A 19,293-nucleotide genomic window follows, 5' to 3' on the forward strand; every position below is an offset into this window, starting at 1 on the left:
CCGGCGAAGCAAGTGGGAGTTGTCATTAATTATTCCCCCCTTTAGGGGCCGGGGATAAAAATCCCATTTCAACTAACCACTGTTCACACAATTCCGTCCACAATTGGGTTGAACCGGGATTATTACGCAGCGCAATGTTATGCCCGCCCTGCGGAAAAACATGAAAGCTGGTTGTTATATTCTTTTCGAGCAATGCCTGGTAAAACAACAAACTATTGCGGGGGTCTACGCCCTTATCATTAAAGGCATCTGCAATAAAACAGGGCGGCGTGGTTGGCTTCACCTGCAATTCCATGGAATATTTATCGACTAATTCCTTAGCCGGATCATTTCCCAGTAAATTTTCCCGGCTGCCTTTATGGGCATAAGCGCCCATGGTTATAACCGGCGATACCAGTATGGTAAAATCGGGATGAAAGCTAATTGCATTGAGCGAATCGCCAATGGCAGCCACATCATCGGTACTGTTACTGAGAGAAGCAGCCAGATGCCCGCCCGCTGACACGCCCATGATACCGATCCTGTTCTGTTGAATATTCCAGCGGCCCGCATTGGCGCGAATGATGCGTATGGCGCGTTCCGCATCCTGCAGCGGACCGGTTTCGCGATGCACCAGATCGGGTGAATTAGGTAAGCGGTAATTAAGCACAAAGGCGCTAATGCCCATGGTGTTAAACCATTTGGCCAGTTGAAAGCCACTGATCTGGTAGGCTAAATGATGGTAGCCGCCACCGGGGCAAATGAGCACGGCACATTGCTTATTCTCCTGTAACGATGGAAAGAAGGCATACATGCCCGGCGTACCTACCTGGTACACGCGTTCATTATTGATGCTGTCTTTTAACCGCATGCCTTTTGTATTGGGCATTTTGCCCGAAGGCCATAAGGGAATAAAATCCTGCGCCTTCATCGCCAATGAACCAATGACAGTGGCAACCAATAGATACATTGTTTTATACGTCATGAATACATTTTTTATGCTGCCCTTCAACTACGCTCAGGGCCGCCCGGTCAGGATAACAAAAGGTGTGTTACGTTCTCCTTCGACTACGCTCAGGATTAAGACGCAACACACCTTTTTATAGTTGCTAATTACTACAATTATTGCTTAATAAACCGCAACAGCACTTTATCTGATAACCGTTCTACTTCTACAAAATACATACCATTAGGTAATGCGCTGATGTTAATACTGGTGAAATTGGTAGCGCGCTTACTGCGATAAGTTCCAACCAGGTACCCATTCAAATTATAGATCCTGATGTTTGCCTGGGTATACAGCTTCGCATGGTAAATATTTACATAGTCGCGAGCCGGGTTCGGACTGATGGTATATGCTGAATACACCCATCCGGTAACCGATACATTTGCCGGCGCTGCGTTGGTGCTTTGCACTGAAACATTTCCTTCATAAAGGCCGGCGGCCGACGCATTCAACCGTACCATCACCGGCCTCGCGTAAGTGGTGCCTATAGCGCCCACCGCTAATGAAGGCACTGAAGTTGCAGTATACCAGGTTTTACCGGTATCTACCGACAATTCATAGCCTGCGGGTGGTGTTACCGTAACAGCACCTGCTACACTAGTCACTGTTACAATGAAAGTTTGCGCATCTGCAGGCTTGCCTACTGTTTGCGAGAAAGGTTGTAACAAATTGCTGGTATTGATGGCCGGTGCAGCGAAGGCCTGGCCGGTAACGGCCACATTCACGGTAGTAACACCTGCACTGTTATGAGCTATGTTACCGCTATAAGTTCCTACAGCAGCGGCATTCATCCGCACTCGTACAGTAACCGGTTTTATACTATCGGCATCCCGGGTTATCACCAGTGATGAAGCATTGGTATACCAGGTGCTTCCATCGGCGCTCACTTCAAAACCAGCCGGTGCTGTCACCGTAACATTGGCTGTCAGGTTTTTGCCTGTTAGCAAATAGGTTTGAACTGCTGAAGGCGTACCTACTGTATGCTGGAATTTCGTCAGTGTTCCCGTTGCGGTAATAACCGCCGGGAAAACTGTTACACCGGTCACCGCTACATTCTGTGCGGTTGCCCCTATGCTTACATGCGTGATGTTACCGGTATAAGTTCCGGTACCGGTCGCATTCAGGCGTACGCTAATAGTGGTTGTTGCTATAGTTCCGCTTGTTGGCGTAAGCGTCAACGGGGTTGTATTGGTATACCAGGTAGTTCCATTTATTGAAATTTCGTAATTAACCGGTGGCGTAATGGTCATATTACCCGTAAGGTTACCTGCCGATACGGTATAGGTTTGTACAGCCGAAGGCGCGCCTATTGATTGAGAGAAGGCACTGAGTGTACCATTAGTGGTAATCACCGGCGGCTGAATGGCGCTGCCTACCACAAATACGCCGAACTGGGTAAAGCCGGAAGCAGTTGCTGCATACGGGGAAGCAACAGTACCGCTACCTGTAGTGGTGGCTGTTGCACCAGTCCACACACCGGTACGATAATTCAAGATATTGGCAGTTGCCACACTAAAGACTGAACCCTGCTCAGTAGCCACCCAACCCAATGTCATGGCCACATTTGCCGCACCTGAGGTATTATCGGGTGTTACCGTCCATTGTTTACGCACCACCTTTGTGGTATCATTGATGACATAATCAAAGTTATCTTTTACACTTACGCTGAAATTATCGGTTGTACCGGTATTGCTCAGCGTTGCCGGGGTGTAAGAAGACACTGATGAACCTACAGGGAACAATATGTTGCCCGATGTTGCGCCTATCATTTGTTTCAGCTTACCCGTACCATTGGTAACGATATAGCTTGAAGGCACATTTCCAACGATGGAAGTATCGGCCAGCGTATTATTTCCCAGCAACAGTTTACCTGCAGTTAAATTCACCACACCGGCCGTTAACGCTGCTGACAGGGTAACGTTTGTACTATTATTAACAGTGAGTGTATGCACACCAGCCGGCATGGTAGTTCCGGTGGTTTGCGCTGCCGCGCCATTAAAGGTATAATTGGCATTGGTGCTGTATTGTTTTGTTCCGCTGTTGGCAAAGTTACCATCAATACCGCCTGCATGGCCAAAACTTACAATAGCGCCATCGGCTACCGTTGTTGCACCTGAACCACTCACTACATAAGTGCCGGTATTGAGGGTGCCATTCACTACCAGGCCAAAGCCTGCAGTGGGCAATGTAACATTGCTACCCAGGGTATAATAACCATTCACCAATACATTGGTATTACCCAATGTACCCAAATGGGAGAACGTTTTATTACTACCGTTCAATTTAATATACAGCGGATCGGTGTTCTTCATATTGGCAGTGAAGGTGCCGCCGCTCACAATAAAGTCACCGGCTATTACCAGCGAATCAACTACACCCGATGCGCTTTCGTTGAAATAGATGCTGCCACCGGTTTGGGTATAATTACCGCCAATACGTACAGCAGCCGAACCCTGCGACATAGCAACGTAGGTACTTCCGGTGCTTTGAATGGTGAGGTTGCCGGTAACCGCAACCAGGGTATTACGCAATGCGAAATAGTTCTGTTGAGAAGGACAGTTCCACACCATATTGCTTACAGTAGTTGGGGAAGCAAATAAATTGGTTTGGGCTGTTTTAATACCGGTTACCAGTAAAATAGAGCCCGATGCAAACGAAATGCGTGAAGGCAATCCGCCGTTCATATCGTGCTGGTAGGTACCGGCAGCTGTAACCGCAACGGAGTCGGCTGTATTAAAGCTGAGTGTTCCCGAGTTCACCATTTTACCATTTACCTGGTAAACCACTTTAGTATTGGTGCCAATAGTGCCCAGGTTGGTAAGCGTACCATCTATCTGCAGTACTACAGTTGAGCCATCAATACCGGCCACGCTTAATGTTTTGCCGGCGCCTACGATCAATTGTCCGCCGCTGGCAATTACTGTTTTTTGAATATAGCCAAAGCCTTTAGAGAAAGCAGTGGTGTAGCTCACAGTATGTCCGTTTTGAATGGTGGCAGTATTAACGCCGCCATCATAAGCCGGATAATCGGTCAATGCAGCAGCTGCCACCCAATTGGCGCCATCATACTTATGCCAGGTGGCGGTATCACTCCATTCCCCCGATTTAACCGTGCGGAAATCACCGGCGACAGGGTTTTTGGTTGATGCACCTTTCACCATCACATCTTTCAGTTTCACATACCGGCCATTGCTGGAAGAACCGGTGCAATTATATATTCTGAATGAAAGGGTATCACCGGCTTTTACGGTAACCCCGGCAGAGCCGTTCAGCAACATGGCAAACACATCGGGATTGCCGGCGGTTTGATTGCTTACATCAAAGGCATTGGTGAAGGTACCACTGGTGCCGGCAGTAAGCGGTGACCCGTTCTTAGATACGACCTTTATTTCGGTGGAATCGCTTCTGAAAGCGGTCTTCGAATACAATACCGCTATTTTGGTACCACTCGATGTATTATAGAAAGATGATTTCAGCAGGATCGAGTCTACCCGAAGGGTGTGAGTAGCCGCAGCCACCACGGTAAACTGCTCATAGAAACTCCTGCTAAGCGTACCACCCGGGCCGCCTTTTGCGGCTGTCCAGTACCCATCGGCTGTTACTGCATATGCCTGGCCGTGTAATCCGGAATAAGCCGGTACGGTAGGTACCGTTGTTCCATCTGCCAGCACCAGGTTGTTGAAAGCAGGCGCCGTGCCCACAACACCCGTAGCCCGCACAGCGGTACTATCGAGGTTGTTCGTAGTTAAAGGCCAATGTTCCAGCAGCGTGGCGCCGCTGCCCAGCGGATCGGTCTGTATGGTACCACTCACGGCCACGTTCACACTGGCAGCCCCGGTTGATGCATTTACAATATTGCCGCTGTAGGTTCCTGCTACGGTACCGTTAAGCCGCACAGAGATATAGGTATTGGCCACCACCCCACTCGTTTGTGTTATAATGAGCGGCGAAGCGCCGGTGTACCAGTTGTTGTTATCAACCGATACTTCATAATTGGCTGGCGGCGTAATGGTAATATTATCCAACAGGTTGGCGCCCGATACCAAAAAGGTTTGCGTGGCCGAAGGCGCCCCCAATCCCTGTAAGAAGCTGCCCATTGTACCTGACACCGTAATTGTTGGTGTACTTATTACAGAAGTAGTATCTGATGTTGTGCTGGTATAGCCAGACTTTGACGCTTTTACTATATAATAATACGTTTGACCGGGCGGCGGAATATTTTCTGAATAGCTGAAGTTACAGGCAGAGTCTTCGGTACTTACCTGTGTGCTGAGCAGCGAGAAATTGGTTTTATCATTACTGCGGTATAATGCACATGTAATGCCGCTCATGGGCCACGACATATTCCAGGTTATGGTTGAAGTGCTGGCGCCTTTTTTAGCGATCAGGTTCGATACCGCCAGTTCGGGTTTAAAGGTGTTGCTGAGGTCAGTCCAGGTAGTATATGGATTCCAGGTGGTCATGGCCGGTGTATTGGCATTTACGAACACCGTATCGTTATTATAATATTTAACGGCATCGGCAGCTGTCAGCTGCAGAGACCATGATACGCGGCTGCTGGTATTTACCGCTGCTCCGGTATAGGTTTTCGAATTGTATTCGCCATAGGTAATATAACTGGTATTGGTACCCGCATCCCAGGTGCTCCAGCCTGTGGGCAATACAGAAGCGCCCATAGTGGTATTCAGGAATACGGTCTTGTTGCGCGATTTGGCGGCGTCGGCTGTGCCGGCATCGTTCTGCCAGGGGCGGCCCAATGAGTAAAGCGTAGTACCCCGGTTCTTCGTGATCTTACAGTCGCGGAACACATAACCATATTTTGAAGCATCCTTGGTGTTCACGGCAGTTACATAACCGCCGGTGCCCAAATCGAGCCTTGTACGGGGATAAATGATACAGGTATCAAAAATGATGGTGGAAGAACCGAACAGGAAATCGGTGTTACCATCAACATAACAATTTTTGAAATAACACCTTGTTGCCGGATTGTTGCCACCGTAATAAGTGTCCTGACCACTATTCATGCGGCAGTTGTAAAACACTACCCTGTCTGATGTAGTGTACACTGCAACGGCCTGCGGACCATCGCCCGGCGCAGGCACTGCCGCATTGGCATCAATACCATAACCGGTGGCATTTTCAATGGAAAGGTTCATGAACATTACATCCGGGGCATTCACGATCAGCGTGGCACAGGTAGACGTACCATAGGTACCACCGGCGGGATTGGCTTTACCGGAATAATTATCATAAGAGATAATGGTTTCGGCCAGGCTTTCCCCTACCAGTTGTATGAACGGTTTATTACTGGGTATAGTAACAGTTTCTACATACTTGCCTTTCCTGATATATATTTTATAGGGTGCAGTTTGTGCTGCAGGCGCTGCATTGATAGCCGCCTGAATAGTGGTATAATCGCCGCTGCCATCTTTGGCCACTACGGCTTTTGTACCGCTTGGGGGCGTACTGCCGGCATTGGCGGTAGTGCCACTGGCAGCTATATTAATGGAAGTGGCATCAGTACTGCTCACCACAATATTGCCTGCATAAGTTCCCGCCACCGTTGCATTCAGCCGCACCGACACCGTTGTTGCTGAAACAGTACCACTGGTTGGTGTTATTGAAACAGCTGAAGAGCTCCAGGTAGTGCCATTATCAGTCGATAACTGGTAATTGGTGGGCGGTGTTACAATGATATTCGCAGTGAGGTTGGTGCCCGATACGGTTATGGTTTGAACCGATGAGGGCGAGCCTACTGTTTGCGTAAATGCCGTTAAGGTACCGCTTGCCGTGATGGCCGGTGGTGGCGTTGACGACTGATCGATCTGCAGGTTCACTGATGCCGGCGCTGCACAATAGTTGTACGCTTTATCTGCCGTGAATACATAATAGTAATAAGTGGTTGATGCAGACAACGTAGCATCTGCATCTGTAAAAGTTGTATTGTTACCCAGGTATACGACTGTATATCCTGTGCCCATGGTATTGCCGGCAATATATACGCCATTCGCATTGGGCACCGGCGCCGTAGAAGAAGTGCTGCGCACCACTATATAGCCGCCCCCATCAACCCCGGTGGCTGGGGCCGTCCAGTTTACGGTAATGGTATTATTATTGGCATTACCGGTAGCAGTGGGCGATGTTGGCGCATCGGGCGGTGTTACATCGGCAGCCGTGCCGGCATACACCACAAAATCATCAATATCGAAATAAGGCGATTGCGGATTGGCCGTTTTTATTCCCGCATAGGTGCTTGTAGGTGTACCACTGGGCGAGGTAACCGTACCTGTATACAGGTACCAGGTACCTGGGGTGGTAGTGGCGCTCAATGAAGCAGTCGATGATGAAGTGGAACTGTTTGTTCCGCCTGTTGCACCGGCTACGGTTGTCCAGCCCGATAATGTGGTGGTAGCACTTAACGCTGATGGCACCCGGTACCAGAACTGTACTACATAGGAAGTACTTGCCGCCAATGGCGTAGTGGTACATACCGGACTGAAAATATATTTATTGCTGGTGCTGGCCCCGTTATGGTGAAAATATACGTTACCAGTGCGGGCGCCGGAAGAAACTATGGTCCAGCCAGACGACTCTTCCCAATTCACGGTTGAGGTATGTGTGCTCGTACCGGTATACGATCCAGCGGTCTGGCGTTCAAAACCGCCATCCATATCTGCATTGAATCCTAATCCATTGGCAATGGTGGTATAAATACCATTTACCTGCACGTTGGTGATAACGGCGCCTGCGCTTGAATGGGTAATGTACCCGGCATACGTGCCTTGTGCGGCAGCGTTTAACCGCACCATAATGGTGGTACTTGCCAGTGTGCCGTTTGTTGGCGTTAACACGATGGGGCTGGCACTGCTGTACCAGGTTGTTCCATCGAGCGATAGTTCATAGGAAGCCGGCGGAGTAATGCTTACATTACCGGTAAGGTCGTATCCGGCTACAGTATAAGATTGCACAGCCGATGGAGTGGCTGATGATTGTGAAAAATATTTTAATGAACCGCCTACGGCAATTGCCGGATCGTTGTTCTCTACACCGTTCAAATAATTCTCCAGCATCGTATAGCCGGTGCCGTCGTACGTATTGCGGTCAGAAGCGTCGTTCGGGTTTAGGCCATGACTGGTTTCCCAGGTGTCGGGCATACCATCGTGGTCGGTATCTGTTGGCGCTGTTGTTGAATTCAATGTAGGCCAGGCGTTAAACGTTAAGCTGTACGCTGTTCCATGTGGATAGCCGCCCTGCACATCTATAATACGGCCCGTTCTGTTACGCACATCGTTTACAATACGCTGATCGAGCGTATCGCGGCGGGGCAATATGGCGCCACCATTCGTTAATACCGAATCATACGCATTAACAGCCGAATAAGTGGTCACTGTATAACCCAGATTAAATGGCGTGGTCACTTTCGACTGAACCGTATCGGCAGCTACATTGGTTTGCATTACCACCCCCGACCAGTTGTTATTGGTATTTTGGGTGCTACCGTCAACATAGTTTCCATCTATATACCATTTCCCAAAGGGGATCACCGGCGATGAGGTGCTGTAGCCTGGGTTGGCGATCCTGTATTTTACACCTGAATTGGTATTAGGTCCCCATTTGTAATAGTTGTTCACCACATTATAGTTACCGCCTTCGCCACCATATACGGTATTGATCTCCCAGTTATAAATAACATTGTTGCGGAAATCTACATTCTCAATCCCTACTGTACTGGGCGAATAGGTTGAAATACCGGCAAAGCGGGGGTTACGGTTCTTGGCATGCGCATACAGGTTGTGGTGTATGGTACCGTGCATAGCGCCCTGTATACCATTATAACCATGGTGCTCATAATCTGCATCGCCGGTTTCAAAGTGATAGGAATAATTGAGCGGCTCGCTCATGAAGCACCATTGTATGGTAAGCTTATCTCCCCGGTAAATGGTGAGGGCTTCATCATCGCTCCAGCTTACGCTGCAATGGTCAACGATGATATTACTTACACCGGTTCCGCCAAAAGAGTCATCGCCGCCACTGCCGTCGACATAGCCTTTGTTCTGGTTCTTATCGCCCATTCGAAAGCGCATATACCGAACTATTACATTGTCACCGCTGATGACCACGGGATAATCGGCTATACAAATACCATCGCCAGGAGCTGTTTGCCCCGCAATAGTGGTATTGGCCCTGATGTTTAATTTGGAAGCGAGGTGAATGGTACCCGATACCCTGAAAACGATGGTACGGTACGTGGCAGTGGCCGTTAACGCATACCGCAAACTACCGGGATTGGTGTCATCGTTCAGGTTGGTAACTTCAAAAACAGTGGTTGCATCGGTTGAAGTACCGCGGCCACCGGTGGTAAACATACCGGCTCCTTCGGCACCCGGGAAGGCTGGTTGTTGCGCCTGTGTTCGTACAGCGATAAAAATCAGAAAGCTGCACAATACAAGTGCATAGCGACGGGTAAAATTTTGCATAAGCAAACGTTAGTATATAGTGATCAATCAATTTCCGGGAATGGTTGGGCCACCTACTCCGCCCGCTGGCGGATTCGGCGCACATGGCCAATAGGATATTGTTACCGGTAAACGAGTACCTTACCGGCATTTTTTTCATACTTCGTACAGCAGTAAAATGGGATCCCCTACTTTCTTATTCTCTCCGCTAACTCCAACCCGAGGGTTTTAATATTTTTCAGAACGATCTCTGCGATCATTCTGGCGCCCAGTTCATTGAAATGAGTGTTGTCTTCTTTTCCTTTTGGATAGTTCGGATGCTCATCAGGCGCCAGGTGATTGAACAACAGTTTTGATTTGTCGACTCCCCATTGCTGGTACAACGCCTGTGCTTCCTTATCCAGGTCAATCAACGGTACATTGTTCTCTTTGGCCACATCGCGCACAATTTGTGCATACACATCATGGGTGCCAACCACATGACCTGTTGAATCGAAATTGCGGCGTGCTACCGGCGTTAGCAATACCGGGTTGGCCTTTTTGTTGCGGGTATCGGAAATGTATTTTACAAGATTGGCTTTAAATTCCGCTTCTGTAGTATAGCTCTTCTTTGTTTTTACTTCATCATTATGTCCAAACTGAACAAACACATAATCACCTTCCTGCATAGCCGCCACCACGGGCGCCCAGCGGTTCTCTTCCATAAACGTTCTGGTACTGCGGCCATTCTGCGCCCGGTTATCAACTGTTACGGTTGAATCAAAAAAATAAACAAAGGGCATTCCCCAGCCGGTTTCGGGATAGGTGTTTGTAGCTTTTACCGACATGGTTGAATCGCCTATCAGCCACACCGTGATCTTCTTTTTTGGCGGCAGGGCAAAAGCTATCAATAACATCAATCCAATAATTGCCAGTCTCTTCATGTTTGTTTATTTTTTATCGGCCAGACTATTTATATACACTTCAATATTCGTATACTGTTTATCCAATGTGTTGGCAGCTGCATCGCTGGTATCGGCCGGGTTCAATTTATTTTTTGTTTCCCAGTCATCGGGCATACCATCCTGATCTTTATCGGGTGCTGCGGGCAATGATCGTAATGCCGGCCATGCATTTACGGTGGCTGCATATTCTGTACCATGGGGGTAACCGCCCTGTACATCCACAAACCGGCCCTTCCGGTGTTTTACATCATTGATGATGCGTTCATCGAGTGTATCCCTTGCCGGTAAGCTGCAACCCACCTGGTTCAACACCAGCTCAAACGCGTCTTTGGCATTTTGAGTGGTAACCGGTACTATGGCAAAGGGCGCGGCCGCTTTTGCCAGCGCAGGATCATCGCCATTCTTTTCGCCCAGTTGTACACCCAGCCAGTTGTTGTTGCTTACTTCATAGGAGCCGTCAACATAATTGCCATCTACAAAAAATTTACCATAGGGGATCTTAGGCGGTTTACTCCAGGGATTTACCACCCGGTACATCACATTCTTTTTTGTTTCAGGGCCATACCGGTAATAATTGTTCACAATGTTATAATTGCCACCTTCACCGGCATACGCACTATTACCGCCCCAGTTGTATATAACGTTGTTCCTGAAATCAACATTATCTTCGGGCGAATTCCTGATTCCATTGAACCGCGGGTTGCGGCTGTTACAATGTGCAAAGAGATTATGGTGGGCCGATAAATGTTTGCCACCCCAAATGCCGCCATAACCATGGTGCTCATAATCTTTATCGCCGGTTTCAAAATGATAGCTGTAGTTCAATGGTTCTGCAATCAGGTTCCATTGAAGGGTGGTGCTATCGCCGTTGTAAACAGAGAACGCTTCATCGGTGCTCCAGCTCATGGAGCAATGATCGATGATGATGTTCCTGCGTTTGGTTCCGCCAAATGCGTCATCCCCGCCATTGCCATCTACCATGCCGCCTTTCTGGTTTTTATCGCCCATGCGAAACCGCAGATAGCGCACAATGATGTTATCGCCAGCGAGAAAAACGGAATAGTCGGCCAAACAGATGCCATCACCGGGCGCAGTTTGCCCGGCGATGGTAACGTCGCCTTTTATATCGAGCTTTGATTGTAAATGAATGGTGCCTGAAACCGCAAATACAACAATGCGCGCACCTTTAGCCTGCACGGCCCTTCTGAAACTGCCGTCGCCATCATCATCGAGGGTTGTTACCACAAACACTTTACCACCCCGGCCGCCGGTGGTATACTGACCAAAACCTTCAGCGCCGGGAAAAGCTATGGGCTGGGCTTTTACGCCGATGCCTATAACTATACCAAATAAAAATAACAACTGCTTTCTTTTGTAGTTTATCATGTACCTGTTCATTTACATCGAAACTTTTTCTCCTGAACTAGTGCCACCACCAACGGGGGTCGCCTGCTGAACTTTTTCCGCCGAACGTTCCGTCGGTAACTTTAAAGTTGCCGCCTACAACATCGGTAAACAATGCAGTTGATGCCCCCGCGTAGGCTGTAACCCCGGGTAAGGCATTTCCGCTTGAAATATAATCTGATGTGGTATAGTTGCCGGTACCTGTGGCAGTAGTGCCCGAACGGCACCCTTTTACAGAGACATTGGCGCCGCTTGCTTTACCTACACCAAAAATGTTATTGTTTATGCTGATGCCTGTTGTTACAGTAAACGTGTTCAGGTCAATAAGGTAGTTGGCGTATAATGGCGCTTCATTGACAGTGCAGTATTCAATTTTAATTACACTGGTCAAACTGTTGCGCACATTCTTCACAACCGTTGCACCCACCCGGTAGATCGTTGAGTTGGTCACCAGAATGTTATCAATCTTATTGGCGGCATTATCGACTGTTATTAAACCATAACTTCCCAGATCGCTGACAATACAATTGTTGATGGAGATGGTTGAAATATTCATTGTATTGTCCTTCGTTCTTATCAAACCCCTGAAATACTGCCCGGTGCACGATTCAAGTGAGATCTTTCCTATTGTACAGGGCTGGCTGATGTTGAATGCATATTTGGCACTTGCGCTCACATCATCACTCGTTATAATAACATTGGTCAATGAAATAGAGTCGATGACACTGCCGCTTACAACATCGAAGTTATTGCCGGTAGTTCCTTTAAAATAGATAGTAGCCGGCGTGGTGGTAGTAAGATCGTCACCACTGATGATTGAAACTGTTTTATTGAAAGAATAAGAGTTTGTCATTTCATAAGTGGTCCCCTTTTTCAGGATAACCGTACTGCCCGCTGCAATATCTGGCAGGGTATCAGCCAAAATGGAAGGCACACCGGTTATACTTCTTAAGTCGATAACACTACCCGAAAGTGTTGCTTTGGTGGAGAAATCGTACCAGCCGCGCACTTTTGTACCACTGTAAATATAGAGTATATAGCCGGTAGCCGGGGTTAACCCTGATATAACTGTATACTGATTGGTGAGATCAGTGCTGGTAAGCGTTACTGTTTTTACCACAGAACTATCGCCGGCTTTCAGGATCTTAATGGTTGTTGCGGCATCGCCGGTGTTCGTCCAGCTTGCCCTGATGGCCACATCTGTAATGTCACTGATGGTAGCCGAATTAAGAATGGAAGGGAACTTGCCGCTTTTGAAAAGAATGGCTGCCCAGTTCGATTCCGGCGTTCCGGCCGAATCAATACCTTTTACACGTACGGAGTATTGCGTTACCTGATCGAACTGGTCGGGTACCGCAAAATAGGTGTAGCCATCTGTATTTTTAGTTCCACGGGTTGAATACTTTCTAATTATTGTGGTGAACTTCAGGCTGTCTTTACTAAACTCTATTGTATAGGAGTCGGTATTGGGTTTCGCTTTCCATTTCAGCGTAACGTTAACCCCGTCAACACTGGCAGCCAGGTCAGAAGGTGTGAACAACCGGTTATAGCTGGCATCTGCATCCCAGTCGTTGAATTTCTTACACGATATAATTCCCGTGCATATAAGGCCGGCTATTACTGCCGTAAGGAAGATCTTATTTATATTGGTTGATTTCATTGCTACGAAGATTAAGGGTTTAAAATCCATATGCGTTCTTTAAAGTGCCTTGTGATTCGGCGATTGTCGAAGTCGCAAAGGGATACAGGTGCCGGTTCGGAATAACTGAATTCAACCCGCTGCTGAACAGGTCAACGCGGTCTGAGTAAGTGGTCTTGGTTGAAGCGGCCATGGTCGACAACCAGGTCACCCTGGTGTAACCGGTAATATCGGCCGACCCTTTGTCTTCATAGAAATTAATGTTTGCTTTATCGAGGGTTTCGTTATCTGAATTGTATTTATAGAACAGGTAAGTTGGCAACACATCATAAGGCGCCTGGCCATTCAGCATCTTTTTAAACCCATCGCGTTGCTCCTGTATTTTGCTCACCAGCAGGTTCCAGCGAATGAGGTCGTATTTGCGAACGGCTTCGCCGCCAAACTCATACGCTCTTTCATTTACAAGGGCGTTGAAGAAAGAAGTTTGATCTGTGAGTGCATTTACATAGGCCTCTACTTTGGTAGCTTTTACTGAATCGGGAAAGGCCCGGTTACGTACCTGTTTCAATGCATCTTTTGCCAAATTGGTTGGTCCATTGAGGGCATTCTCGGTTTCGGCAAACATCAGCAGCACATCTGAATACCGCATAACCGACCAGTTTATACCATAACCAAATTTTCCGGAAGCGCTTTTGTTTATGGCGCTCCAGCTGGTGCCCATATAGCGTTGGTCCCATTTGGCAAAGTTATACGACATGGGATTGGTTTGAAATACTTCCTTAATGTCGGCAGATCCATTGCTGTAGGTATAATAGGCAACCGTAGCATCGCGGCGCAGGTCCTGCCTGTCGAACATATAGAAATACCAGGCGGTGGTATTCACCACGTTGGCGTTATTACCAAATCCATATTTTGCATTGGTGTAAAAACGTACGCCTATAGAGTAACCCATTTCACCGCTGCGTCCCAATCCGTTGGCCACTTCAAACAGGTTTTCCTGGTAGGTAGCGTCCAGTTGCAGGGCGCATAATTTTTTCCAGATATCAATATAGCTGGTGTTCAGCTTGTGCTTGCCATAGGTCATGATCTCCTGGCATTTTGTACGCGCCAGCGTGTAATAGGTTTGCCAGTTGCTGCCCCGCTCGGTGACATAGTTGCCATTGCGGTTGCGCAAACTGTAACCGCCGCGGAACAGGGCAATACGGGCGATCAATCCTTTTATAAATCCTTTTGTCACTCTTTCTACAGTAGCATATGTACCGGTGCCGCTGCCCACCCAGGGAACATAATTCTCTGCTTCCTGCAGGTCGGTGAGCAGGTGATCATAAATAGAGTCCCTGTCCAAGGGCGCCAGGTACACATTCGACAGATCGTATTTGGTGGGCTCTGCTTTGTAGGGTACATCGCCCCAGTTCTTCACCAGTTCAAAATAAGCCAGCGACCGTAAGGTGATCGCTTCGCCCAGGAACGCTTTCATGGTTGATGAATCAGCCGTTTTCATGATGGCGCTGGTTCGAATGCCGTCTATACACAAATTGGCGCGCTCAATCATTTTGTAAATGGTCGTCCACTCGCGGGCAAGGGCCGAATTATCGGGCGTACCCAGGTAGTTCGACAAACCGCGGGTACTGTTCTCTTTGTATGAGGTGTTGTCGGCGCCTGCTACTTCAATATCTGAATTGGTTGCATAGTTCAACGGTAACCGGGCCGAATACAGGTAATCCTGTGTAAGGAGGGCATAGGTTCCGGTGAGGGCAAAATCAGTATACTGTGTTGATGAAAATACCAGGTCGGGGGTAAATTCAGAGGGTGAAGAAGTATTCAGGTAATCCTTCTTACATGCGGTTATAGATAAGCCTGCGGCAGCTATTAATAGTATAGATAATCTTTTCTTCATAGCAAGTCAATTAAAATGTTACGTTAATACCACCTACAAATGAGCGGCTTTTTGGATAAGCAGAGAAATCAACACCTGGTGTCAGGGGCGGACTTCTGCGGGTATCTACTTCGGGATCGAAGCCTGAATAGTTCGTCCAGGTATGCAGGTTGTACGCTGTTACATATACCCGCACGTTGGCGATGTGAGCGCGGCGCAACAAATTCCGGGGAATTGTGTAGCCCACCGTCACAGTGTTCAGGCGCAAAAACGATCCGTCTTCAATAGCCCAGGAATGTAAGGGTGTTACCGTCATTAAAGGACTCCAGATAGTAGCGTTCTCATTTAATTGCATCAGGCGCTCGGGATTGGCATTGGCGCCGGTTGCTACATTATATCCGGTTTCAGGGTCTATGATAGTGAACCGGTGATTCAGGTCCATTTCAGCCAGCACATTCTGGTATTTACGGCTGAGCAATAAGGTTGTATAATCGATCTTATTGGCATTATAGATCTTGTTTCCGTAGGTCCAGTTAAAGAATGCCAGGAAGTCAAAACCCTTAAACCGCATATTCAGGTTAAAACCACCCGAATGTTTGGGGTTGGCATTACCAATCACGGTTTTGTCGGCGGTAGTAATACTGTCATCGGGTTCGCCTTTTGCGCCGCTGATATCTTTGAACTTCAGAATGCCGGGACCAAAATAACCGGGCGAAATGAGGGCGCTGTTATCAGGCACCCCTTTATTAAGCTCCCATTTTTTGGTGCTGTTGTTAAAGGTAAAATCATCAAAGGTGTACATGCCATCGGTTACATAGCCGTACATCTGTCCAACGGGCTGGCCTTCTTTTACCAGGTAATCTTCCAGCGGTTGAGCGGTACCATTCCAGCCTGAGCTGTATGCTTTATAATTTAAATCGCCCACTTTGAATTTATCGACCCGGTTCCTGTTAAAACCAATATTAAAAGCAACCGACAGGCTGAAATCTTTTGTATTTACGAGTGCTCCATCGAGCGTTAATTCAATACCGCGGTTGGTTGTTTGTCCCGCATTTTGCAACTGACCGGTATAGCCTGATATCGGTGGAACCGGTTGTTGTATCAACAGATCTTTTGTTGTGTTCTGATACAGATCAACGGTACCGCTTAACCTGTTATTGAAGAAAGCAAAGTCAAGTCCCACATTTCTTATCAGGGTAGTTTCCCATTTCAACAAGGGGTTGTATAATAAGTTATCGGGAATAAAATTGCGGGCTTCCGCTTCACCGAGGTAATAGGGTTTATTTTCATTGCTGGTGATATACTTCATTTGCCATTGACCGGCCTGAATGCGGTTGTTACCAGTTGCACCATAACTGGCCCTCAGTTTCAACTGGCTCAGCCAGGCTTGCCGGTTCAACCATTCTTCTTCAGATATTTTCCAGGCACCAGCTACGGAAGGGAAATAACCCCACTGGTGTCCCTTTGCAAATTTGCTGGATCCATCGGCACGGAAGGTGGCCGTTAAGATATACTTATTGTTGAAGGTATAATTAAGCCGGCCGAAATAGGAGTTCATACGATCATTAGCGGCAATATAGGTTACGGTTGGAATGGGCGTACCAAAGTTCATATTGGCCAGCACCTCTTCATATTTCATCAGTGCGGGGAAGAACCGCGATTCGTTGGTGATCTCCTTGTATCCGCTCGACATGCTTTCCTGCCCCGCCACCACGTTTAAATTCTGGCCGGGAAAAAGGTTCGGTTTGTCGAAGGTCACATAATTGGAAATACGATAAGAGGTTCCACCCAATGTATAAATATTACCAATAGGCTGACCGGCATATTGCTGGGCATTATACGTATGCGGCCCCCACACATTATCGGTGCGTTCATTCCTGAATTCAAAACCACCTTCAGACCGGAAGCTTAAGCCTTCCATGATCTTCCAGGTAAGGCCTCCATTGAACGTACTGTTCAGACGCGTTTGCTTTTTGTATTCATCATTGGCAGAAGCTACGGGGTCGTACAGCAAACTCTGGTCTTCGGCAGTAACGGTATTATCATCAACCGCACTTTGATCAAACTCACTCAACCCACGGGTTGGCGCATACTTGATAGAGTTACGCAAACGGGTAACTGACCCTGCCCCTACGTTCACACCGGCGCCATCGATCTTCATATAGCCGAGGCGGGTATTAAAATCGAAGGTGAGCTTTGGCGTTATTTCACCATTGAGTTTAAAGTCGAGGTTATTGCGTTCGTACCCTGAGCCCAACATGATACTTTCTTCTTTATTGCGGGTAAGGCCCAGGTTAAAACGCGTTGTTTTAGAACCGCCATTCAAATTCACATTGTAATACCGTTGCTGAGCACTGCGGCCGAATACTTCTTTTTGCCAGTCGGTGCCTTTTATTGATTTATAAATATCCAGGTCTTTGAATTCACCGTAATAGTTTTCGAAAGTAGTGGAAGCCGGATCGGGATCTACTTCATACTGGTATTTAACATACTCATATGGGTTCAGTACATTCAATTCTTTGGTTATTTTCCGGAACCCGCCATAGGCATTGGCTGAAACCGTTAATTTTCCGGCCTTACCTTCCTTCGTAGTGATCAGGAATACCCCGTTACTGGCGCGTGAACCGTAAATAGCGGTAGAAGCCGCATCTTTTAAAAAGGTTAGGGTCTCGATGCTGGAAGCAGCAATGTTATTGATGTTGCTTACCGGGAACCCATCCACAATATATAAGGGCGAGTTATCCTGTGAGATGGAAGTACCGCCACGCAACCGAACTTTTATTTCTGCATCGGGCGAACCTTCGGTAGTAGTGATCTGTAAACCGGCCACTTTACCGGTAAGCGCTTCGGCAGCATTGGCTACCGGCGTCTTCATGAGGTCTTTACCGCTAACGATTCCCACCGCACCGGTGAGGTCTCTTTTTTTGGCTTTACCATAACCTATCACGACAACATCATCGAGATTGTTGTCTTCTTTATCCAGCTGAATTTCCAGTGGTTTGGAACCATCTGTCGATGCTTCGGTTTTTTTATAGCCCAGGTAACTAAACACCAAGGTTACTTTGCCGGCAGCATTTACTGTGAGGGTAAATTTACCTGCAGCATCTGTTTGGGTACCGTTTGTCGCGCTCTGTGTGTTCTTGAGCAACACACTTACACCGGCCATCGGTAAACCTTTTTCATCGGTAATAGTTCCTTTGATTATTCGGGATTGGGCAAATAGAAAGAATGGGGACACACATAGAAGGATCACCAAAGTAATTCTACTCATATGGCAGTTCAATTTTGGGGGTTCTAATAGATTCCGGATACCTGATGAAGGGCCAGAAACCTCGTACACATTTTTTTTTGCAATCGTCTTTAACTATAATCCAATGTCAATTTTAGAGAGTTATTTGCTAAAATCAGACAATCCGTATGCATTTTTCTATGCAATCGTTCCCGGCAACGAGGTCAGAAAAATATTTAAGGTAAAGTGCAGCGTATGAGTATGTTGTGATTACCGGGTTGAAACCAATGCATGAAATGAAAAACAGGAAGCAAGATGTAGCACATAAAATAAAAAACGTTCCGATGCATCGGGATAAGTGTTTGACACACATTATTTATTGATACCCGGGTTCTGTATCAGATTGCCCTGGCACGAATCAATGGTTGCCTGGCCGAAGGGGAACAATTCGCTTTTACCTGTTACGAAATACGAGGCCATTCCGGCACGCATGGCCGGGCAATAAGGGTCGCCAGTAGCGCCGGTATTCAATTCAGCGAGGCAGCGCATTGATTTAACGTTCGTGGCCGAAGTTACCTTGCACCAGGTAACTGTAATATCACGGCGGGTATTAACCGAATCAAAGGCATAAAAATAATCAGGCAGTATAATGATACCGTCGGCCGTAAGGGGAGTTGTTGCCCAGGCTGGAACCGTCAAAAGAATACAGTTTCTTAGTTCTCAGTTTTTCAGTTCAAAGTTTTCAGTTCAAAGTTTACAG

The 19,293-nt window shown here is 47.5% G+C and carries 8 protein-coding genes; all 8 read right to left on the reverse strand.

The genetic code is table 11. The features are described 5' to 3' along the window. Positions 1 to 25 precede the first annotated feature (25 nt). Positions 26 to 964 (reverse strand): alpha/beta hydrolase, encoded by a 939-nt coding sequence (locus tag A3860_RS12140; protein ID WP_081146970.1) that lies wholly within the window; start codon positions 962 to 964, stop codon positions 26 to 28. Between the two features lie 137 nt (positions 965 to 1,101). Further along, on the reverse strand, positions 1,102 to 9,462 hold the full coding sequence (locus A3860_RS12145; RefSeq protein ID WP_081146971.1) for a pectinesterase family protein: 8,361 nt from the start codon (positions 9,460 to 9,462) through the stop codon (positions 1,102 to 1,104). A 167-nt stretch (positions 9,463 to 9,629) separates the two neighbouring features. Then, complete coding sequence (locus A3860_RS12150; RefSeq protein WP_081146972.1) at positions 9,630 to 10,364, reverse strand: rhamnogalacturonan acetylesterase; 735 nt, start codon at positions 10,362 to 10,364, stop codon at positions 9,630 to 9,632. 6 nt (positions 10,365 to 10,370) lie between these two features. After that, entirely contained in the window at positions 10,371 to 11,771 is a 1,401-nt protein-coding gene (locus A3860_RS12155; RefSeq protein ID WP_216823423.1) for a pectate lyase family protein, read from the reverse strand. A gap of 37 nt (positions 11,772 to 11,808) precedes the next feature. Further along, positions 11,809 to 13,449 carry a DUF5123 domain-containing protein gene (locus tag A3860_RS12160; protein WP_158085215.1) on the reverse strand — a complete coding sequence of 547 codons (1,641 nt, stop codon included), beginning with the start codon at positions 13,447 to 13,449 and terminating at the stop codon, positions 11,809 to 11,811. A gap of 19 nt (positions 13,450 to 13,468) precedes the next feature. Beyond that, complete coding sequence (locus A3860_RS12165) at positions 13,469 to 15,325, reverse strand: RagB/SusD family nutrient uptake outer membrane protein (RefSeq protein WP_081146974.1); 1,857 nt, start codon at positions 15,323 to 15,325, stop codon at positions 13,469 to 13,471. A gap of 10 nt (positions 15,326 to 15,335) precedes the next feature. Continuing rightward, positions 15,336 to 18,575 (reverse strand): SusC/RagA family TonB-linked outer membrane protein, encoded by a 3,240-nt coding sequence (locus tag A3860_RS12170; RefSeq protein WP_081146975.1) that lies wholly within the window; start codon positions 18,573 to 18,575, stop codon positions 15,336 to 15,338. A 330-nt stretch (positions 18,576 to 18,905) separates the two neighbouring features. After that, positions 18,906 to 19,232 carry a hypothetical protein gene (locus A3860_RS12175; protein ID WP_081146976.1) on the reverse strand — a complete coding sequence of 109 codons (327 nt, stop codon included), beginning with the start codon at positions 19,230 to 19,232 and terminating at the stop codon, positions 18,906 to 18,908. Positions 19,233 to 19,293 lie beyond the last annotated feature (61 nt).

The sequence above is a fragment of the Niastella vici genome (assembly GCF_002077945.1).
In the GTDB taxonomy this organism is placed as follows: Bacteria; Bacteroidota; Bacteroidia; order Chitinophagales; family Chitinophagaceae; genus Niastella; species Niastella vici.